At 53.4% G+C, this 19,445-nt stretch carries 18 protein-coding genes, 1 tRNA gene and 2 pseudogenes; 6 read left to right on the top strand and 15 right to left on the bottom strand.

Annotated elements, in window-relative coordinates:
• Positions 1–21: 21 nt before the first annotated feature.
• Entirely contained in the window at positions 22–954 is a 933-nt protein-coding gene (gene prmB / locus LC431_RS16605; RefSeq protein ID WP_013574538.1) for a 50S ribosomal protein L3 N(5)-glutamine methyltransferase, read from the bottom strand.
• Positions 955–1,157: 203 nt separating this feature from the next.
• On the opposite strand from prmB, the gene smrB reads away from it, so the two are divergent.
• Positions 1,158–1,697: an endonuclease SmrB gene (smrB, locus tag LC431_RS16600; RefSeq protein WP_013574537.1), complete on the top strand. Its 540-nt coding sequence runs from the start codon at positions 1,158–1,160 to the stop codon at positions 1,695–1,697.
• An 85-nt stretch (positions 1,698–1,782) separates the two neighbouring features.
• Here smrB and sixA read toward each other — a convergent pair whose 3' ends face one another.
• The 4 genes from sixA to LC431_RS16580 all read right to left on the bottom strand — a co-directional run bounded on the left by sixA (position 1,783) and on the right by LC431_RS16580 (position 6,863).
• Positions 1,783–2,271, bottom strand: coding sequence for a phosphohistidine phosphatase SixA (sixA, locus tag LC431_RS16595; RefSeq protein WP_013574536.1), 489 nt, complete (start codon positions 2,269–2,271; stop codon positions 1,783–1,785).
• Between the two features lie 428 nt (positions 2,272–2,699).
• Positions 2,700–4,901 (bottom strand): fatty acid oxidation complex subunit alpha FadJ, encoded by a 2,202-nt coding sequence (gene fadJ / locus LC431_RS16590; protein ID WP_223510102.1) that lies wholly within the window; start codon positions 4,899–4,901, stop codon positions 2,700–2,702.
• Entirely contained in the window at positions 4,898–6,211 is a 1,314-nt protein-coding gene (gene fadI, locus LC431_RS16585; RefSeq protein WP_013574534.1) for an acetyl-CoA C-acyltransferase FadI, read from the bottom strand. Before fadI ends, fadJ begins: the two co-directional genes overlap by 4 nt.
• A gap of 319 nt (positions 6,212–6,530) precedes the next feature.
• Complete coding sequence (locus tag LC431_RS16580; protein ID WP_013574533.1) at positions 6,531–6,863, bottom strand: YfcZ/YiiS family protein; 333 nt, start codon at positions 6,861–6,863, stop codon at positions 6,531–6,533.
• A 416-nt stretch (positions 6,864–7,279) separates the two neighbouring features.
• On the opposite strand from LC431_RS16580, the gene fadL reads away from it, so the two are divergent.
• Positions 7,280–8,557, top strand: a complete 1,278-nt coding sequence (fadL, locus tag LC431_RS16575) for a long-chain fatty acid transporter FadL (RefSeq protein WP_013574532.1) — start codon at positions 7,280–7,282, stop codon at positions 8,555–8,557.
• A 67-nt stretch (positions 8,558–8,624) separates the two neighbouring features.
• Here fadL and mlaA read toward each other — a convergent pair whose 3' ends face one another.
• The 10 genes from mlaA to ccmA form a co-directional block, all read right to left on the bottom strand.
• On the bottom strand, positions 8,625–9,392 hold the full coding sequence (mlaA, locus tag LC431_RS16570; protein ID WP_013574531.1) for a phospholipid-binding lipoprotein MlaA: 768 nt from the start codon (positions 9,390–9,392) through the stop codon (positions 8,625–8,627).
• A 34-nt stretch (positions 9,393–9,426) separates the two neighbouring features.
• Positions 9,427–10,641: a c-type cytochrome biogenesis protein CcmI gene (gene ccmI / locus LC431_RS16565; protein ID WP_223510101.1), complete on the bottom strand. Its 1,215-nt coding sequence runs from the start codon at positions 10,639–10,641 to the stop codon at positions 9,427–9,429.
• Entirely contained in the window at positions 10,638–11,123 is a 486-nt protein-coding gene (locus LC431_RS16560) for a cytochrome c-type biogenesis protein (RefSeq protein ID WP_013574529.1), read from the bottom strand. Before LC431_RS16560 ends, ccmI begins: the two co-directional genes overlap by 4 nt.
• A complete protein-coding gene (locus LC431_RS16555) occupies positions 11,120–11,671 on the bottom strand; it encodes a DsbE family thiol:disulfide interchange protein (RefSeq protein ID WP_223510100.1) in 552 nt (183 codons plus the stop codon). The genes LC431_RS16560 and LC431_RS16555 overlap by 4 nt, the downstream gene beginning before the upstream one ends.
• Positions 11,668–13,641 carry a heme lyase CcmF/NrfE family subunit gene (locus LC431_RS16550; RefSeq protein WP_223510099.1) on the bottom strand — a complete coding sequence of 658 codons (1,974 nt, stop codon included), beginning with the start codon at positions 13,639–13,641 and terminating at the stop codon, positions 11,668–11,670. Before LC431_RS16550 ends, LC431_RS16555 begins: the two co-directional genes overlap by 4 nt.
• Positions 13,638–14,132, bottom strand: coding sequence for a cytochrome c maturation protein CcmE (gene ccmE / locus LC431_RS16545; RefSeq protein WP_013574526.1), 495 nt, complete (start codon positions 14,130–14,132; stop codon positions 13,638–13,640). Before ccmE ends, LC431_RS16550 begins: the two co-directional genes overlap by 4 nt.
• Entirely contained in the window at positions 14,129–14,389 is a 261-nt protein-coding gene (gene ccmD, locus LC431_RS16540) for a heme exporter protein CcmD (RefSeq protein WP_013574525.1), read from the bottom strand. Before ccmD ends, ccmE begins: the two co-directional genes overlap by 4 nt.
• Positions 14,386–15,123 carry a heme ABC transporter permease gene (locus LC431_RS16535; protein ID WP_013574524.1) on the bottom strand — a complete coding sequence of 246 codons (738 nt, stop codon included), beginning with the start codon at positions 15,121–15,123 and terminating at the stop codon, positions 14,386–14,388. Before LC431_RS16535 ends, ccmD begins: the two co-directional genes overlap by 4 nt.
• 217 nt (positions 15,124–15,340) lie before the next feature.
• Positions 15,341–16,000 carry a heme exporter protein CcmB gene (gene ccmB / locus LC431_RS16530; protein ID WP_013574523.1) on the bottom strand — a complete coding sequence of 220 codons (660 nt, stop codon included), beginning with the start codon at positions 15,998–16,000 and terminating at the stop codon, positions 15,341–15,343.
• A gap of 21 nt (positions 16,001–16,021) precedes the next feature.
• Complete coding sequence (ccmA, locus tag LC431_RS16525) at positions 16,022–16,663, bottom strand: cytochrome c biogenesis heme-transporting ATPase CcmA (protein WP_013574522.1); 642 nt, start codon at positions 16,661–16,663, stop codon at positions 16,022–16,024.
• Between the two features lie 248 nt (positions 16,664–16,911).
• On the opposite strand from ccmA, the gene LC431_RS16520 reads away from it, so the two are divergent.
• The 4 genes and pseudogenes from LC431_RS16520 to LC431_RS16505 all read left to right on the top strand — a co-directional run.
• Entirely contained in the window at positions 16,912–17,829 is a 918-nt protein-coding gene (locus LC431_RS16520) for a formate/nitrite transporter family protein (protein WP_013574521.1), read from the top strand.
• A 90-nt stretch (positions 17,830–17,919) separates the two neighbouring features.
• A tRNA-Arg gene (locus tag LC431_RS16515) sits at positions 17,920–17,994 on the top strand.
• A gap of 179 nt (positions 17,995–18,173) precedes the next feature.
• Positions 18,174–19,139: pseudogene (locus LC431_RS16510) on the top strand (tyrosine-type recombinase/integrase); the annotation flags it as partial.
• A gap of 71 nt (positions 19,140–19,210) precedes the next feature.
• A pseudogene (locus LC431_RS16505) lies at positions 19,211–19,330 on the top strand (transposase); the annotation flags it as partial.
• Between the last annotated feature and the right edge of the window lie 115 nt (positions 19,331–19,445).

The following is a 19,445-nucleotide window of genomic DNA, read 5'->3' as shown; positions in this document are numbered from 1 at the left end:
TTGTCAGCGATGACGGGTATATCAGTCGCGGTATGCGCGGAACTCTTCGGCACAATCGACGAGCTGCTGTTTAGTCAGCATAAAGACACCGTCGCCGCCGTTTTCAAATTCCAGCCAGGTGAACGGGATCTGAGGATACTGTTCCATCAGATGCACCATGCTGTTGCCCACTTCGCAAATCAGTACGCCGTTATCGGTCAGGTAATCCGGCGCGCAGGCCAGAATGCGGCGGGTCAGTTTCAGACCGTCGCTGCCGGAAGCCAGACCCAGAACCGGCTCGTGGCGGTATTCCTGCGGCAAATCTGACATGTCTTCTTCGTCCACATACGGCGGATTGGTGACAATCAGGTCGTATTGCAGCGGCGGCAATTCGCGGAACAGGTCAGAGCGGATTGGCGTGACCCAGTTCTCGATACCGTGCGTGTCGATATTGCGCTCCGCCACGGCCAGCGCGTCGGCAGAAATGTCGACGGCATCGACTTCGGTTTCAGGGAACGCGTAAGCGCAGGCAATGGCAATGCAGCCGCTGCCGGTACACATATCCAGAATGTGTTGGGGCTGTTCGCTAAGAATGCCGGAAAAACGGTTGCTGATCAGCTCACCAATTGGCGAACGGGGCACCAGTACGCGTTCATCGACATAGAATTCCATGTCACAGAACCAGGCTTTGTTAGTCAGATAGGCAACCGGAACACGCTCATTAACGCGGCGGATGACTCGTTCAACAATGCGGTGGCGCTCACTGGATGTCAGGCGCGCGGTGTGCATATCTTCAGGAATGTCCAGCGGCAAAAACACGCTTGGCAAGACCAGTTGCACTGCTTCGTCCCACGGATTATCGGTGCCGTGACCGTAATAGACATTGGCCGCGTTCAGGCGGCTGACGGTCCAGCGCAGCATATCCTGAATGGTATGCAGTTCACTGACAGCTTCGTCGACGAAAATTTTGTCCAATTTTATTCTCCAGGCAGTGCACGGGTTTTTAACAGACGTTTAACCCATTATTTGCCGCATAGTTTGCCACGAAGCCTGCCACAAATCAGCAGCTAGTCAACGCACTTGCGCGATGTCTCGAAGAATTTAACCCTGAGTTTTCTTTAAACCGCAGGGGGACGGAAGGTACACTGTCTGTATTGAACGAAAATGACGATAAAAAAATGAAGAAAAAACACCTGCTCAGCCCCGAGGAAGCGGCGTTATTCCGCGAGGCTGTTCCGGGCATCAAGCGCCTGAAAAACGATACGATTACTCACCGCCCGCTACGGAAAAAGGTATCAGAACTGTCGCCTAAAAAGCTGATTCAGGAACAGGTGGACGCGAGTTATTATTTTTCCGATGAATTCCAGCCGATGTTGCAGGAAGAAGGCCCGGTTCGCCATATCCGGCCTGACGTCAGTCATTTCGAATTGAAAAAATTGCGCCGCGGGGATTATTCGCCCGAACTGTTTCTGGATTTACATGGTTTAACACAGAAAGAAGCTAAGCAGGAACTGGGCGCGCTGATCGCCGCCTGCCGCCGCGAGCATGTGCATTGCGCCTGCGTAATGCACGGTCACGGCAAACATATTCTCAAGCAGCAAACTCCGCTGTGGCTGGCACAGCATCCTGATGTCGAAGCCTTCCATCAGGCCCCAAAAGAGTTCGGCGGCAACGCCGCTTTGCTGGTGCTGGTGGAGCTGGACGACAAAATCAGCTGACCGCGAACTCAACACCGATATCCAGAAACGAGAAAGGCACAGCAGAAGCTGTGCCTTTCTTTGTTTAGTTTTCCGTCCCGGAAAACTAAACCTTAGCCATCACCTGGCATGGGCTGAACTGCCAGTCGAAAGTCCCCTGCCCGGTTTCACCGTTCAGTTCAACACTTGCCATCGCGGAAGTGGCGAACATCGGGGGGCAAACACCCGGACACAGCTCTGCCACCAGATAACCGACCAGCGGCAGGTGAGATACCACCAGTACCGCGCTGACGCCGGTCAGCGCCAGATGCTGCAGTTCACTGGCGACCACAGCAGGATCTCCGCCCGGTGTCAGTTCTTTCAGAATATCAATCTCAACGTTTTCAGGCAGCGCCAGACACTGGCGCACTTTTTCAAGCGTCTGCTGCGCACGCAGGTACGGACTGACCAGAACGCGGTCAATTTTGACGCCACGGCCATTCAGCCAGGCAGCCATATGTACTGATTCGTCACATCCGCATTCGCTTAAGGGGCGAACTGAATCGCTTGCAGCTTCGAGAACTGCATCACCGTGACGCATGATTACAACTTGCATATTGCACCGCTTTTGTTAACAAAAATAGCGCCATACAGAAACGCCTTGCGTGCTGTATTACCCATTGCCCAGCATTTCAATCACTGTCTGATTGATGTCTCTCATTACAAGATAGCTGTCAGGCAGTACATCCACTTAACGCGCTGTGCCCACATGCTTTGCATGGTAAGCATCAGCGGTCGGGCATTTTGCCTGAAACTTCACGTAAAGAAAACGCTGTTTTTTACACCAACCCTTACCGCTTGTAAACTATTCAGGCGATTTTTTAACCACTCAGGTTGTAGATCAATCGCTTGGGATTGTTTCTGTACAAAGTCATTCCCACCATAAAAAAGATCCCGCGGGCATTTGTCTGACTGCAAGCATGAAGCATGAAGCATGATCCGTTCCAGATTCTCGCGAAACTCAGCAATAAGCAGTGACCACAATCACACTTTACTGACCTTATCGCCTGTCCCGCTATCTGAACAGAACAGTTCTCCCTGATGCGCCCGACGTAATAGCCCTTCGCATGGGGTGAAGCGCTCACCATACTGATGCGCCAGTCGCTCCAGTGTCTTCACCACACTGGCGATGCCCAACTGGTCCATGTAACGGAACGGTCCCCCAAGGAATGGCGGGAAGCCAATTCCGAACACGGCACCAAGATCGCCATCCCGCGCACTGCGGATCACGTTTTCATCCAGACAACGTACGGCTTCGTTGAGCATCAGCATCACACAACGGTGGGCGATCTCATCTTCTGATTGCTGCACTTTTGGCGTGACATTCAGCAGACGGTAAATCGCCGGATCGACCTGTTTCTTCTTCGTCGCCCGCCCTTTCTGCCCGTAAAGGTAGAAACCTTTACCGTTCTTACGCCCTTTTCGGTCGTCTTTCAGCACTGCATCAAAACCGGAGGGTGCGGCAAAACGCTCACCAAAAGCGTCCACCAGAATCGGACCAATTTTTGTGCCGACATCAATGCCCACTTCATCCAGCAACTGGATGGGCCCGACCGGGAAACCAAAATTCACCAGCGCTTTGTCGATGTGATCGACCGGTTCACCAGCCAGTAAGCAACGCGCCGCTTCATTGATGTAAGGCGCAAGAATGCGGTTTACGTAGAATCCGGCACTGTCGCCCACCACAATCGCCGTTTTCCCCTGTTTCCTGGCCAGCGAGACCGTTGTCGAAATCGTCTGCGCACTGGTGCCCGCATGCGGGATCACTTCCACCAGCGGCATTTTATCCACCGGGCTGAAATAGTGCAGTCCGATCACCTGTTCCGGCCTGTCAGCCTGCTCTGCAATCTTATGAATGGGCAGAGAAGAAGTGTTTGAGGCAAAAATCGTATGGGGGGCAGCATTTTGCTCGATTTCTGCCACCATGGCTTGCTTGAGCAATAAATCCTCAAACACCGCTTCCACCACGATATCAATCTGCGCAAAACCGCTGTAATCCGTGGTGCCGGAAATCAGCATCATCTGCCGTTGCTGTTCGTTGCGGGTCAGCCTGCGGCCTCGCACCTTTTTCTCCAGCAAATCCCAGCTGTATTTCAGGGCATGACGGATGCCTTCGTGATTAATGTCTTTAATACGCACCGGCAGACCGGCTTTGGTGGCAGTCACATTCGCGATACCGCCGCCCATCAGGCCACCACCGAGAATACCTGCACGGCGAACCGGCAAGGGTTCGGCATCGCCACCCTTTTCTTTTTTCAGCGCGGTGGAAGCGAAAAACAGGCCGCGCAATGCCGCAGATTCCGGCGTCATCACCAGCTCCCCAAAGGCTTTAGCTTCCGCCTGATAGCCGCTACCACTGCCCTGATCCAGCCCGGTTTTCACCACATCTATGATTTTTTCGGTGGCAGGATAATTGCCGTGCGTTTTTGCCCGCGTCTGTTTGCGCACAAAATGGAACAGCAAACTTTTGCCCAACGGGCCACCGGCCAGACGTGCCTGCCACGGCAATGGCGGACGTGATTTACGTCCTTTTGCCACACGTTCCAGCGCCGTTTGCAGCAAAATAGAATACGGTACTGCGTCATCCACCAGCCCCATTCTCAGCGCCTGCTTCGCGCGAACACTGCGACCGGTTAACATCAACTCCAGCGCTTTAGGCGCGCCGATAAGCCGCGGAAGCCGCTGCGTACCCCCGGAACCCGGCAGTAAACCCAGTTGTACTTCCGGCAGGCCGAGTTGCGTTTTTTCATCCAGCGAACACACGCGGGCATGGCACGCCAGCGCAAGTTCCAGACCACCGCCGAGACAGCTACCATGAATGGCCGCCACCACCGGCACGGAAAAGGACGCAATCTGCGACATCACCGTCTGGCCCTTTTGCGCCAGTTCACTGGCTTCGGCAGCGGTCCGGCAACCGGAAATCATCGTGATATCCGCACCGGCAATGAACGAGTCCGGTTTGCCGGAAATCAGCACCAGACCTTTCAGATTGGGATACTGCTGCGCTTTTTGCAAAATGGCACAGATTTGCTGAGCAAATTCAGCCCTTAAGGTATTCACTTTTTCACCGGGAACATCGATAGTGATAATCCCCACGTGTTCAGCAGTAAACATCAGCGAAAAAGCAGAAGCCGGTTCGGCAGCTTCCGTATCTGCCGGATTCAGATTTTCCATATTATCTCTCATTGCGCGGCCTCCAGAATCATTGCCGCACCCAGGCCGCCCGCTGCGCAAGCCGTCGTCAGCCCGTAACGGCCTCCCCGACGGCGTAATTCGTGCAGCGTTTGCGTAATCATGCGTGCGCCGGTGGCCGCAAAAGGATGTCCGTAGGCCAGTGAACCGCCCAGAACATTGAATTTATCCCAGTCTATTTCGCCAACTGCCTGACTGCGCCCGAGTTTTTCGCGGGCGAATTCATCACTGGCTAACATTTTGATATTCGCCAGCGTCTGCGCGGCAAACGCTTCGTGCATATCGATAAGATCCAAATCACCCAGCGTCAGCCCTGCGCGGTCCAGCGCCAGCGGCGTGGCATAAGCAGGCCCGAGAAGCATATCTTCCCAGACGTCGATGGCAGCAAATGCGAAACTTTTCAGGTAGCCGAGAGGTTCAAGGCCCAGTTCACGCGCACGGGATTCACTCATCATTAATACCGCCGCCGCACCGTCAGTCAGCGGCGTGCTGGTGGCAGCGGTAACAGTGCCGTGTTTGCGGTCAAACGCCGGACGTAATTTGGCGTACTGGCTGATTTCAGAATTCAGGCGGATGTTGTTGTCTTTTTGCAGCACTTCGCGGTAAGGCGGAATCTGCGCTGCCATCACCTGCGAGCTTAAATAACCCTGCTCCCACGCCTGTGCAGCCAGCGTATGGGAACGGTGCGCCAGCTCATCCTGCTGCGCACGGCTGATATTGTGGCTTTTCGCCATCTGCTCAGCGGTATCCCCCATGCGCAGACCGGTAGAATATTCGGCTACTGCCGGCGGCACCGGCAATAAATCACGCAGTTTCAGTTTGCTGAAAATGGAAAGGCGCTGCGACAGAGTGCGCGCTTTATTAACATCCACCAGGGCGCGGGCGAGACGTTTGCTGACGCCAATCGGCAGTACTGAAGAAGAATCCGCTCCGCCTGCGATCCCGACCTGCACCATGCCGCTCATAATGCTTTCGGCCACGTTGGCGACCGCCTGAAAACTGGTGGCGCAGGCACGTGAAACGCTGTACGCATCGGTCGACACATTCATGCCGGTGCCGAGCACAATTTCGCGGGCGATATTCGGCGCTTCCGGCATCTGGACTACCTGGCCGAAAACCAGCTGGTCGATGTGCTTCGGGTCTATCCCACTTTTTGCCAGCAGCTCACTGACCACAATTTTGCCGAGATCGACAGCAGGAATGCCGTGATAAGCGGTGGCCTGTTTGGCAAACGGCGTGCGCAAGCCGTCGACAATCGCAATGCGATCACCCTCACGCGTCACCAGTGGAATAACGTTATTCATACGAGCTCCTGAGAAAAATAGGGTCCTAAGAGGTCAGACCTGATAACTCAGTTTTAACTATGTATTTACATTTGGCAAAGTGAAAGGCAATGAAGTGCGAGCAACAGCAAATTTTTCTGAAATAAGAATGAGAAGAAAGGCGGCAGGCAGAAATAGCAGACAAAAAAATACCGCTTATTTAAGCGGTATTACAACTTCCCCTAAATAATTTGAGTCGCAGGAAGGCGGCAATCGAAGTAATCCCGATGAGCTGACATAAGTCAGTGATTCGGGTTACTGAGTGCAGCCAACGCATCTGCGGCTCAAAGTATGACGGGGATTAACGCAGCCCGAGCTGGAAGATCATCGTTTCAGCCTGACAGCTGAAAGTAAAATCGATATTCAGTTCAACACCGCCTGCCACTTTTTCGATACGGCTGGTGATTTCGCACGGCTCAGATTCTACGCCGCGGGCACGTTCGGTCAGGGCTTGCAGGGTTTCTTTCGCCTGGGCTTCGGTTTCGAAAACGCGGCTGTAAGAAGCAGTGCAATCAGTGTTGTCCATGATGGTACCCACATCTACACAACAGCAGGCTGCGGTTTCTTCCGCACCACATTTGTTGATGGAATGCAGAGGTTGAGTGGATTTAGAGGACATGGTTACGTCAGACATAATTTCTCCCCGGCACCAACGGCAACATCCACCGTCTGGCCTGTTTGCGAATAAAGTTTTATTTCCAGCCTGTATTTTACGCCACCTCTCTGACAACACACTAGCACTTACTTATTATGTGCCTTTCAGGTGATCCAGATCACGTATATGTAAGTAATCGATGATTACAGCGTTATTGTTCTCACTTTAACGTTTCTTAATTGAACTTTTATTGTTTGTTTTTTGTTAAGCAGATCCAATTTCTTGCATCAAATAAGAAATATCAACGAAACATTATTGCAACTTCACCACAGGTCAGACCTATACTTCGCTCACTGGTCTGATTTGTCAGACTGATAACGGACCCTACAATCCCGCGCTCATTGTTACTCCATGTAACATTGTTTGATAAAAAACATAAAATTGAGGTTTTGGTCATGAACCAGAAAAACCTGTTTAAAAGATCAGCTCTGGCAGCTGCAGTGGCAATTGTTTCCTCCAACGTATATGCAGCAGGTTTTCAGTTAAATGAATATACCGCTGCGGGTTTAGGTCGCTCTTTCTCGGGTGAAGGTGCCATCGCTGACACCGCGGCATCCGGGAGCCGTAACCCGGCAACCATGACCATGTTTGATCGTCCTTCCTTCTCCGCGGGCGCGATTTATATCGACCCGGATGTCAAAGTGACGGGCAACTCGCCGGTTACAGGTCAGAGCACTGATGCGGATAACATTGCACCGAATCAGTGGGTACCGAACCTGCACTTTATTATGCCGCTCAATGATCAATGGGCCGTCGGTGCATCAGCTACGTCAAACTATGGTCTGGCGACAGAATTCAGCGATAATTATCCGGCAGGCCCGATCGGCGGCGAAACTGACCTCACTACCGTCAACACTAACTTAAGCGTTGCTTACCGTTTGAACCAGCATTTCAGCTTCGGCCTGGGCTTTGATGCCGTTTACGCGAAAGCTAAATTCCGTCGTACCGCCGGTGAACTGGTGCCAATTCAAACCGGTGGCCGGCTGCCTGCGGATACGGAAGCCGCCAAGCTGAAAGGCAATGAGTGGGGCTACGGCTGGAACGCCGGTATCCTGTATGAAGTGGATGATAATAACCGCTACGGCTTCACCTACCGTTCTGAAGTCAAAATTGACTTCGATGGCGAATACCGCAACGGCATTCCAAAAGCCTTAGGCGGGACTGGCGGTCAAACTGTTCCGGGTTCCCTGACCCTGAACCTGCCAGAAATGTGGGAAGTGTCCGGTTATAACCGTGTGGCACCAAAATGGGCGATTCACTACAGCCTGGCTTACACCAGCTGGAGCCAGTTCCAGGAGCTGAAAGCCACCGGTTCTAACGGCCAGACGCTGTTCCAGAAAGATGAAGGCTTTCATGATGCTTACCGCATCGCGTTGGGTACCACCTACTACTACGACGATAACTGGACGTTCCGTACCGGTATCGCCTTTGATGACAGCCCGGTTCCGGCAGATAACCGCACCATTTCTATCCCGGATCAGGATCGCTTCTGGATTTCAGCCGGTACCACTTACGCCTTCAATAAAGACGCATCTGTGGACGTCGGTGTCTCCTATATGCATGGCCAGACGGTGAACATCAGTGAGAAAGTCGCTGATGGTGTACCGAATTACGAATACCAGGCCAAAGGGACCGCCATGCTGTACGGCGCGAACTTTAACTACAGCTTCTGATGAACTGAGTGATACGCCTGATATAAAAAAAGCGCCAGAAGGCGCTTTTTTTGTGTGTCCGGAACGGTTATTCCGAGTCGATATCTTTCAGGTCGCCCTGAATCAGTGCGGCGTTCGGGTTTTCCTGCGGCATCAGCTGACCGCCTCTTGCCAGAAAATCATGACGCTGGAAGTAAGCCTCACGTATAAACAGATACGGATCAGAAGAGTTACGGATCAGGCCATCAGAATCGAGCAGTTCTGCACGGGTTTCCACCCCTTCCAGTACCCATTTACCGGCTGACATCCAGAATGTCAGATAGCTGAGCATCGGATACAAATCATCAACCAGATCACCACCTTCATCACGAATTGTCGCGCTGCCGTAACCTGGCAGAACCACATACGGGCCGTAACCCACGCCGTAATGGCCAAGCGTGCTGCCAAAGCCCTGCGCCTCTTCACGCGCCAGTTTCGGGTTCGCCATCCCGGCGACGTCGATCAGTCCCCCCATCCCTAAAATGGTGTTCAGGAAGAAGCGGTTAAAGTGGATCGCTGCACGGTACGGATCGCCTTTCAGCAAGGAGTTAACCATGCTGGCCGGTTCATCCAGGTTGCTCAGGAAGTTGCTGGTACCGTTACGCGCCGGTTGCGGCACGTAATCACGCCACGCCACCGCGACAGGGCGCACAAGATACGGATCCATATAGTTATAGTTGAAGTCGAACATCACCCGGTTGAAACCTTCGAGCGGATCAGAACGTCCCTGCTGTTCGCTGTCCGATGATCCGGATGTGCCGGCACAACCGACCAGTAAAACTGTCGCAAACGCCAGCCCAGTCAGGCGTAAGTTCATGGATATCTCCCTGTTTTTGATCGTCGGTTCCTGATTAAGGAACCTGCTGATTAATCTCAATGCTGACCTGACCGTTGCCGGAAAAATCAGTCAGCGGACTGTCGCCGTACCAGTCACCTGAGGCTGGCGTTGCCAGACCATTTTGTGAAATACGAACGCGTACTTTTAATTGATGCAGCGAAGAAAGCAAGCGTTCCGGCATCATTGCGTTGCTGTCATCGACAGTGATCGCCAGCGGGAAGCGACTCAGCGGCAGCTTTTTCACCGCAACCGGCACCGGACTGCTGCCATCTGTCACCGAAATAAAGACCGTGCCATTCTGCGGAAGTTTCACCTGAGCCTCAGCAGAAAGCGTGACATTGACCGCCAGTTTAACCTGATCCAGCCCCGCTTTTTGTTTTGCCTGCGCAATGCTGGCGTTGACCATTTCCAGGCGTTTGTCACCGGCTGGCAGGATTTTCTGCATAACTTCCCACGCGCCAATGGCTTGCGGGTAGTGTCCCTGTTCATATTCATTATAGGCCAGCAGACTTAATACACGCAGATCACCCTGAGATTTTTCCAGCATACTGCGCAAAAGGTTGCCGCCGGTAAGGTTATCCTGCGGATCGGACGAACGGGTTAACACTTCGGCATAACCGAGTTTGACTGACATATCATCCGGCGCGAGCTGATAAGCGTGGGCATAAGCCTGCGTGGCGGTGGCGGCATTATTGAGCGCCATCCCTACACGGCCAAGCATCACCCAGTCCTGGATATTATGCGGATTTGCCTGCAAATCGGTACGCAATCCGAGCCCTAAATCCTGCACGTCGGTGGCGGTCAGCGGCGCGCCGTGGTCATCAGCAATGCGATGGCGTAAATCGGGCATACGCTGCATGACCTGATTCCACGCACTCACCTGCCCCAGACCACCGGCGTAGAGATACAAACCGAGCGTGATCATCACCAGCAAAATAGCACCGGGCACCAGCGTCCAGCGACCAATCGGCTGAATGGCGGCGGACACCTGACCCACCGGAATATCAGTCAGTAAGTTTTCCTGCAATTCCTGAATATGCGCCGGACGTTCGTCCACCACGCCCTGCGCTTCGTCTTCTTCCAGCTCAGTCAAACGGTGATGATAAAACGCTTTATTCAGCGCATCGCGGGAAGTGTGTTCCGCGCGGTCGCCACGGATAACCGGCACGATAAACAGCGCCAGTGCAATAACCAGCATCACTACAATGCACAGCCAAAAAATGCTCATGATCCTTTCCTGTCGCTGTCTTTAAGTAACTGCGCCAGGCGCTGTCTCTCTTGTTCTGACATTGATGTGGCCGTGTTTTCAGTGCGCGCAGCACCCCGGCGGGAACGCATAAAAATCATGCCTGCGCCGATAACAATGACCAGCACCGGCCCGAGCCACAAAATAAAGGTAGAGGGCGTGACCGGCGGTTCGTAAGTCACGAAATTGCCATAACGCGCCACCATATACGCGACGATTTGCTGTCTGTCCTGCCCTTCATTAAGCAACTGAAACACCTTGGTACGCATATCGGCGGCGATGATCGAATCCGACGCGGCAATATTGGTGTTCTGACATTTCGGGCAACGCAACTGCGCCGTGATGTCCCGGTAAGCCTGTTCCTGTTCCGGCGATTTGAACTGATACGTGTCGATGGAGGCGAACGCGCTGACACTCAGCAGCATGCCCAGCAACAACGCAGGCAGCGATGAAATCAGTCTCATACATTGCCTCCGTATTTTTTGTACAGCGGCAGAACTTCGGTCTGCCAGACTTTTTCATTTAAGTCACCGGCATGGCGATAGCGGATAATGCCCTGCCCGTCGATCAGGAAGGTTTCCGGCGCGCCATAAACACCCAGATCTAACCCCAGCATGCCGTCGCCGTCGTAAAGACTCAGCATGTAAGGATTGCCCAGTGTGTTCAGCCAGTTGACCGCTTTCTGCCGGTCGTCTTTGTAGTTCAGGCCGACCACACGGACACCTTTTGCCGCCAGCGTATTGAGATAATCATGTTCGGCGCGGCAGGTCGGACACCACGTCGCCCAGACGTTGAGCAGCATCGGTTTGCCATCGCGCAGCACCGACTGATCGTAGGTTTTGCCCGCCTGCGCCAGCGATTCCAGTTTGAACACCGGCACCGGTTTGCCAATCAGGGCTGATTCCAGCAGCGTCGGAGCATCGCCGTTGGCATTGCGGGTCAGTTGCACCAGAAAAGCCGCGGCCAGCGCCAGGAACAAAATCAGCGGAATAAAGAGAAGTTTACGGTTCATGCTTCTTCAGCCTCCGTCAGACCTTGCTTCTTAAGCTTTTTACTCATGCGATAACGCGGGTCGAGAATACACAGCACGCCACCGGCCGCCATAAACAGGCCACCGAGCCAGATCCAGCGGACAAAAGGTTTGTAGTACAAACGCACCGCCCACGAGCCATCGTCCATCTCTTCGCCGAGCGCCGCATACAGGTCACGCGCCAGATTGCCGTCGATAGCCGCTTCGGTCATCATGCTGCGCGCCACGCTGTAGAAGCGTTTTTCGGCGTGCAGCGTGGTGACTTGCTTGCCGTTCTGCGTCACATCAATATTCGCCTCACCGCCGGTATAGTTCGGGCCGGTGATGTCGCGAACGTCGCGGAAGATAAAGTGATAATCATGAATATCCACGGTATCGCCGGACTTCATGCGCACATCACGTTCAACGCTATAATTCTGGCTAAACGCGATGCCGATCACCGTCACCGCCACGCCGAGATGGCCGAGCACCATGCCCCAGTGACTGCGGGAAAGTTTGGTCAGACCGCGCCAGAATGAGTGACGATGGGTGGCGCGTTCGTGCAGTTCCATCAGCGTCAGTACAATCACCCACACCGACATCAGCATCCCCACCACGGTCATACCGACGATTTTATCCTGCAACAACCACGGCAGAAGAATCGACAAGACCAGCGTGACGATCAGCGCCACGCCCAGACGACGCCACAGTTTGCTGGGCTCATCACGACGCCAGCGCACCAGTGGTCCGATGCCTAACAACAGCGCCAGCGGCGCCATCAGCCAGGTAAACATCGTATTAAAGAAGGGTTCACCGATAGAAATACTGCCCAGCCCGAGCTGTTTGTGGATAAGCGGCAGCAGCGTACCGAGCAGCACCACCAGCATCGCCGCTACCAGCAATACGTTATTGCCCAGCAAATAACTTTCGCGGGAATGCAGTTCGTGACGGCTCGGAGCACGCACCGAGTTACCTTTAAAGGCGTACAGCAGCAGCGAACCGCCGATCACAATGACCAGATACGCGAGAATAAACATGCCGCGTGCCGGATCAGAGGCAAACGAGTGAACCGAGACCAGCACGCCGGAGCGCACCAGGAAAGTCCCGAGCAGACACAGCGAGAACGCAGTGATGGCCAGCAGCACCGTCCAGGCTTTGAACGTCCCGCGTTTTTCGGTGACGGCGAGCGAGTGGATCAGCGCCGTACCCGCCAGCCACGGCATAAAGGAGGCGTTTTCAACCGGATCCCAGAACCACCAGCCGCCCCAGCCTAATTCGTAATATGCCCACGCCGATCCGAGCACGATACCGATGGTCAGAAACACCCAAGCGGCTTGTGTCCACGGACGCGACCAGCGCGCCCACGCGGTATCCAGACGTCCTGCCATCAGCGAAGCAATCGCGAAAGCAAAGGCCACAGAGAAACCGACATACCCCATGTACAGCAATGGCGGATGGAATATCAGGCCGATGTCCTGTAACACCGGATTCAGGTCGCTGCCGTCCACCGGGAAATTCGGCAACGAGCGGATGAACGGGTTGGATGTCAGCAGAATAAACAGCAGGAAACCGCCGGTGATCATGCCCATCACCGCCAGCACGCGCGACACCGCATCCTGCGGCATACGGCGGCTGAACAGCGCCACGGCAAGCGTCCAGCAACTGAGTAATAACACCCACAGCAGCAGCGAACCTTCGTGCGCTCCCCATGTCGCCGCCACGCGGTAATACACCGGCAGGTGGGTGTTGGAATTATTAGCAACATAGGCGACGGTGAAATCATTCACCACAAACGCATGCACCAGAATAATGAACGCCAGCGCGATGCAGGCAAACATGCCGTAAGACAACGGGCGCGCCATCGCCATCATCCGGCCATCCTGACGTGCGGCGCCCCACTGCGGATAAATACTCAGCAATACCGCCAGCCCTAATGCCAGACAGAGTGCAAATGTTCCCAGTTCCGGCATCATGAGCGGTCGTTTCCTTTATCGTTACCCACGTAGGCCGAAGCCGGTCCTTTGTGGTTTTCTTTCATGGCGTCGGCAACTTCCGGCGGCACATATTTTTCGTCGTGTTTTGCCAGAACCTGAATGGCATTCACCACATTCCCCGGTTCCATCACACCCTGCGCCACCACGCCCTGCCCTTCACGGAACAGGTCGGGAAGGATGCCGTTGTAGGTCACGGCAATCGCGCCACGCGCATCATAAATTTTAAAGCTCACCTGCAAACTTTTCGGGTCACGTTTCACGGAGCCGGGCATCACCATGCCGCCGATACGCAGGCGCTGGCCCACCGTCGGCATTTCGTGGTCCTCGCCTTTGCCCTGCAGGATTTCACCGGGTGTATAAAACAAATCAATGTTGGAGCGCAGCGCGTACATCACCAGTGAAATGCTCAGACCAAGACCGATCAGCACCACCAGCGCCAGCGACAGCCGCTTTTTACGACGTGGATTCACAATAACTTCTCCGGGGAAGTGTCCGGTTCCAGCGGTGACGTCTGTGCGCCTGGCTGTTTTTTAGACTGAGACTGACTGATGCGTTTTTCGCGTGCCTGACGACGACGGACGTCGCCGAGGATTTGCCGGTGCTGAATCAGGGTATGCGCCACCAGCACAACCAGCGAGAGCAGCGTGGCAGCGACCGACAGCCAGACATAAAAGGCGTAGCCGCCCATCGCAAAGAAATCATGCCAGCTTGAGAATGCAGGACTCATCCGCGACGCTCCTTATTCACAAGACCGGCCACCCACGGACGCAGACGTTCCTGCACCAAAATCAGGTTTCGCAACCGCATCAGCGTCAGGGTAATAAAGAAGAACAGGTAACCGAAAATCGCCCAGCGCAGCGGATAACGCATGCTCGGGTCGATGGTCTGCTGCATATTGGTGGAACCCTGATGCAGCGTATTCCACCACTGTACGGAGTAATGGATGATAGGAATGTTCACCACGCCGACCAGTACCAGAATACCGGCGGCACGCCCGGCCAGACGCCGGTCGTCGAAGGCGTTATACAGCGCTATCACACCGAGATACAGAAACAGTAACACCAGTTCGGAGGTCAGACGCGCATCCCACACCCACCAGGTGCCCCACATCGGTTTGCCCCATGCCGAGCCGGTGACCAGCGCGATAAAGGTGAAAACAGCGCCAACCGGTGCCATTGCCGCTACCGCCAGATCGGACATTTTCATCTGCCACACCAGGCCGATAAACGCGGCGATCGCCATCCCGCTGTAAATCCCCATCGACCAGATGGCCGCCGGGACATGAATATACATAATCCGGTAACTGTTACCTTGCTGGTAATCCGGCGGCGCATAGCCAAAACCCCATACCCAGCCAATCAGCAGGCAGGCAAGCCCCACAATCCCGAGCCAGGGAATGAACCGGCCACAGACGTGGTAAAGCCGTTCAGGCCTGGCGAGTTGATGTAACCATTTCCACATTGTTATCGTTGCTCACTCTAAAATGTCACTGTGTGATATGCCGTGAAACCTCGGTGGGTTCTTGCGCGGTCAGTGTTAAATCACCCGCACTTATTATTGGCAGCTCTATTGTTCACTATAGAGAAGTGTGATGTTAGTCAAAGGTTGCGTTTTTTCTTCTCTATTGTAACGACACGTAAAATAATTCTGTGCTATCGCCTTTTACCGGCAAAAAGTGTCAGTGGATACTCACTCTCAAAGCGGCGGCGGTGGCAAAAGGCGCTAACGTTGCACTGCCTGCCAGCATCGCGCCAAGAATGGCGAGATAACCGCCGATCGGCATCGACATCGAGGCGGCATCAATCGCGCCGGTGGCAAAAATCAGCACCGGAATATACAGCGGCAATACCAGCAGACTGAGCAGAACGCCACCTTTGCGCAGCCCGACGGTCAGCGCCACACCAATCGCACCGATAAAACTCAGCGTCGGCGTGCCCAGTAAAATCGTCAGTGCGACGGCTTTCCAGGTCTCAAAATCCAGCGAAAGCAGCAGCGCAATCAGCGGTGAAAGGATCAGTAACGGCAACCCCGTCACCACCCAGTGAGCACATACTTTCCCCAGAACCGTGAGTGCCAGCGGCGAAGGCAATAACAGAAGCTGCTCGAGCGTGCCATCGAGATAGTCATCACGGAACAATCTTTCCAGCGCCAGCAGGGAAGATAACAGCGCGGCGACCCAGACAATGCCGGGCGCAATGCGCGCCAGCAGTTCAGGCTCAGGGCCGATCCCTAACGGGAACAGCGTAATCACAATCAGGAAAAACCACAGCGGATTGATAATTTCAGCGCTTTTGCGAAAGGCAATTTTCAGCTCGCGGCGCAGGACTTTCGTAAACATTCCTTTTATATCCCCTTCGCGTCACACCGGCTCTGCGCTGGTCAGACGAAGTTTTCGCACGTCGCGGTTAACACCCTGCAAATCCTGATGCGTTGTCAGCAACACCATTCCACCCTGCTGCGCATGCTGTTCAAACAGCGCAATCAGTGTGGCAACGCCTTGTTTATCAATGGCGGTCAGCGGTTCATCGAGGATCCATAGCGGCGCATCGCTCAGCCACAGACGCGCCAGTGCGACGCGGCGTTGCTGCCCGGCGGACATCTGCCCCACCGTCACATCTTCATAACCCAGCAATCCGACGTTTTCCAGCGCCTGATAAATCGCTTCCGCGCTGGCATTACCTCTGACCATCGGGCCATTCACAGACAGATAAAAGGCAAGGTTTTCAAACGCAGTAAGCACTGACTTTACGCCGGGCTGATGGCCGAGGTACAGAAGCTGCTGATGGAAAATATCGCGCTGACGGCGGGTACTCACACCCTGCCAGCGGACTTCACCGGCGTCCGGAGAGGACAGCCCGGCAAGAATACGCAGTAAACTGGTTTTACCGGCACCGTTACGGCCTTCGATCTGCACCATTTCGCCCGGTTCGATAGTGAAACTTAAGCCGCTAAACAGGGTTCGTTCATCACGAACACAGCTCAGATCAAGGGCTTCAAACATGGTGATGTCTCTTATTTTTCACAAGTGTGCATCATATCACAGGCGTCAGGCGCGACGCAGCTCAGGGAGGCACAGTTTACCCGGCTGAAAAGCCTGAAATCCGGCAAACATCTTCTGAAATGTTCCATCAGGTTCATGGGTTAACGGTTTGTAACTTTTTTGTATACCTGCTCATAATTCACCTGCCTCGCCTATGCTTACTCATGAACATATCTGCAATCACTTTGCTTTACTTTTGGGGAACAACGATGGCCGGAGAAAAACAGCATCACAATGACAAGGATGTTGACAGTGACGAACATACACAGGGAAAGGAAATCGAGACCGGTGAAGAGAACTTGCCGTCGAAAGCAGCCGCCGTTCACGAAGTTATCCGCATGGAAGGTGAAAAAGAGCTTGAGCGCGACGGACAGGCGTTGCTGTGGTCGGCAATTGCCGCCGGATTGTCGATCAGCGCCTCGCTGATGGCAAAAGGCATTCTTCACGCCCGCCTGCCCGATACACCGGAACGTTTCTTCATTGAAAATATCGGTTATACCGTCGGGTTCATTATTGTGATCATGGCGCGCCAGCAGTTATTTACCGAAAACACCGTTACTGCCGTGTTACCCATCATGCAAAAACCGACCGGCAGAAACATTCTGTTGTTGCTGCGTTTATGGGGCATCGTGCTGGCGGGTAACGTCATCGGCGGCGGACTGGCGGCGCTGGTGTTTCATCTGGTGCCCTTTTTCGATACCGCAACCGACGAGGCGTTTCGCACCATCAGCATGGATATCATGAAAAAAGACCCCGAAGGTATGTTTGTCGGCGGTATGGTTTCCGGCTGGCTGATTGCCACCATGGTCTGGATGATCCCTTCTGCCGGGACCGCCAAACTGTGGGTGATCATGCTGATGACCTACATGGTGGCAATTGGCGACCTGACGCACATCGTCGTCGGATCGGTAGAAGTGCTGTATCTGGTGTTCTCGGGCGCCATTCCCTGGTACGAATTTATCTGGCCGTTCGCCCTGCCGACACTGGCCGGCAACATCTTCGGCGGCACCTTTATCTTCGCGCTGATAAGCCACGCGCAGATCCGCAACGATATGAGTAATCAGAAGAAAGCGAAGGCGAAAAAAGAGGAGCAGGAAGCAGCGAAAAAAGAGGCCGCGAAGCCCTGAGTGGCGAGGAAACGACCAAACGGCAGCCTGATGCCTTATTATTACGAGAAAAATGGGTATACTACGCGGGCGCTTTCCACAGGCGCCCGTGTCTCCTTAGTTAAACGGATATAACAAGCCCCTCCTAAGGGCTAGTTACAGGTTCGATTCCTGTAGGGGACACCATTTTAATGTCTACAAACGTCCACTCAAGTCTATTTTATTCTCTAAATTCAGCAAGTTAACCCCATCACTTCGTCTACCAAATTCCAATAACTTTTATCAACATCCTGCACATTTTGTTGGTATAACAGTTGGTATGGTAAGTTCGATAATGCAGATACCATCAGTATGGGAGGTTTTCTATGGCACTCACTGAGGTAAAAGTAAGAAATGCTAAACCTGCTGAGAAGCCGGTAAAGCTGACTGATGGTGGTGGTATGCACCTTCTGATTCAGCCCAGCGGTTCGAAATATTGGCGTCTGCAATACCGTTTTGCCGGTAAACAAAAAATGTTGGCGTTAGGTGTTTTTCCTGAAATCTCTCTTGCCACTGCACGTCTTAGAAGAGACGAAGCAAGAAAGCTAATCGCAAACAACATAGATCCTAGTGAGAAGCGAAAATCTGAAAAGGTTGAAGAAAAAGGTTTGCTCACATTCGAAACGGTTGCCAGAGATTGGCATTCGAGCAACAGGACATGGTCTGATAGTCACAGAACAACAGTGTTAAACAGCTTAATCACTCATCTGTTTCCAGTTATTGGTAAACGGAACATCACTGAACTCAAAACCCGTGATTTATTGCTTCCGCTAAAAAACGCTGAGAAAAGCGGACATCTTGAAGTGGCTTCGCGTTTACAACAACGCATAACAGCCATAATGCGATATGCCGTCCATAACGCTTTGATCGACCAAAATCCCGCCTATGACCTTTCGGGTGCCGTGACAACACCTAAAAGCACTCATCGCCCTGCTCTCCCCTTCGAACAGCTACCTGAGCTTCTAAGACGAATTGAAGCTTATAAAGGTAAAGGCATAACGCAAATCGCAGTCCAGTTAACTCTGCTGACTTTCATCCGTTCAAGTGAACTTAGGTTCGCACGTTGGTCCGAAGTGAATTTCGAAAATTCCTTGTGGACGATCCCAGGACAACGTCAAGAGTTGGATGGAGTTAAGTATTCTGGCAGAGGCTCGAAAATGAAAAACCCTCACCTTGTGCCATTGAGCAAACAAGCCAAAAGTCTGCTCGAGAAACTTCATTCTATCAGTGGCGATAAAGAACTTATGTTCATAGGTTTTAGTCGTGATGACAAACCAATCAGCGAAAACACTTGACCTGCTCCCCGTTGATTAATACACCACGATGTTAGTAATGTCTTCATAAGCCACATGAGGACATCCCCATGAAGAAGCGTTTTTCCGACGAACAGATCATCAGTATCCTCCGCGAGGCTGAAGCCGGGGTTTCTGCCCGTGAGCTCTGCCGTAAGCACGCCATTTCCGACGCCACCTTTTACATCTATGGACTACCTCCGTTTTGCAAGCACTGAATCAGGTTTTAGGTTGTTGCTTACATCTATCCGGCATCAGGAATACCTGTGCCCAAATGGGTAATCCGCACACAATCGCCTCAACAAC

It is taken from the genome of Rahnella sp. GSA61A (genome assembly GCF_019969905.1).
GTDB lineage: Bacteria > Pseudomonadota > Gammaproteobacteria > Enterobacterales > Enterobacteriaceae > Rahnella > Rahnella aceris.
Note: the sequence above shows the minus strand (reverse complement) of the source record. Positions and strands in the feature narration are given on the sequence as shown.

Coding starts and splice junctions, on each gene's coding strand:
- smrB (WP_013574537.1), top strand. CDS start 1,158: ATGAAGAAAAAACACCTGCTCAGCCCCGAGGAAGCGGCGTTATTCCGC.
- sixA (WP_013574536.1), bottom strand. CDS start 2,271: ATGCAAGTTGTAATCATGCGTCACGGTGATGCAGTTCTCGAAGCTGCA.
- fadJ (WP_223510102.1), bottom strand. CDS start 4,901: ATGAGAGATAATATGGAAAATCTGAATCCGGCAGATACGGAAGCTGCC.
- fadI (WP_013574534.1), bottom strand. CDS start 6,211: ATGAATAACGTTATTCCACTGGTGACGCGTGAGGGTGATCGCATTGCG.
- LC431_RS16580 (WP_013574533.1), bottom strand. CDS start 6,863: ATGTCTGACGTAACCATGTCCTCTAAATCCACTCAACCTCTGCATTCC.
- fadL (WP_013574532.1), top strand. CDS start 7,280: ATGAACCAGAAAAACCTGTTTAAAAGATCAGCTCTGGCAGCTGCAGTG.
- mlaA (WP_013574531.1), bottom strand. CDS start 9,392: ATGAACTTACGCCTGACTGGGCTGGCGTTTGCGACAGTTTTACTGGTC.
- ccmI (WP_223510101.1), bottom strand. CDS start 10,641: ATGAGCATTTTTTGGCTGTGCATTGTAGTGATGCTGGTTATTGCACTG.
- LC431_RS16560 (WP_013574529.1), bottom strand. CDS start 11,123: ATGAGACTGATTTCATCGCTGCCTGCGTTGTTGCTGGGCATGCTGCTG.
- LC431_RS16555 (WP_223510100.1), bottom strand. CDS start 11,671: ATGAACCGTAAACTTCTCTTTATTCCGCTGATTTTGTTCCTGGCGCTG.
- LC431_RS16550 (WP_223510099.1), bottom strand. CDS start 13,641: ATGATGCCGGAACTGGGAACATTTGCACTCTGTCTGGCATTAGGGCTG.
- ccmD (WP_013574525.1), bottom strand. CDS start 14,389: ATGAGTCCTGCATTCTCAAGCTGGCATGATTTCTTTGCGATGGGCGGC.
- LC431_RS16535 (WP_013574524.1), bottom strand. CDS start 15,123: ATGTGGAAATGGTTACATCAACTCGCCAGGCCTGAACGGCTTTACCAC.
- ccmB (WP_013574523.1), bottom strand. CDS start 16,000: ATGTTTACGAAAGTCCTGCGCCGCGAGCTGAAAATTGCCTTTCGCAAA.
- ccmA (WP_013574522.1), bottom strand. CDS start 16,663: ATGTTTGAAGCCCTTGATCTGAGCTGTGTTCGTGATGAACGAACCCTG.
- LC431_RS16520 (WP_013574521.1), top strand. CDS start 16,912: ATGGCCGGAGAAAAACAGCATCACAATGACAAGGATGTTGACAGTGAC.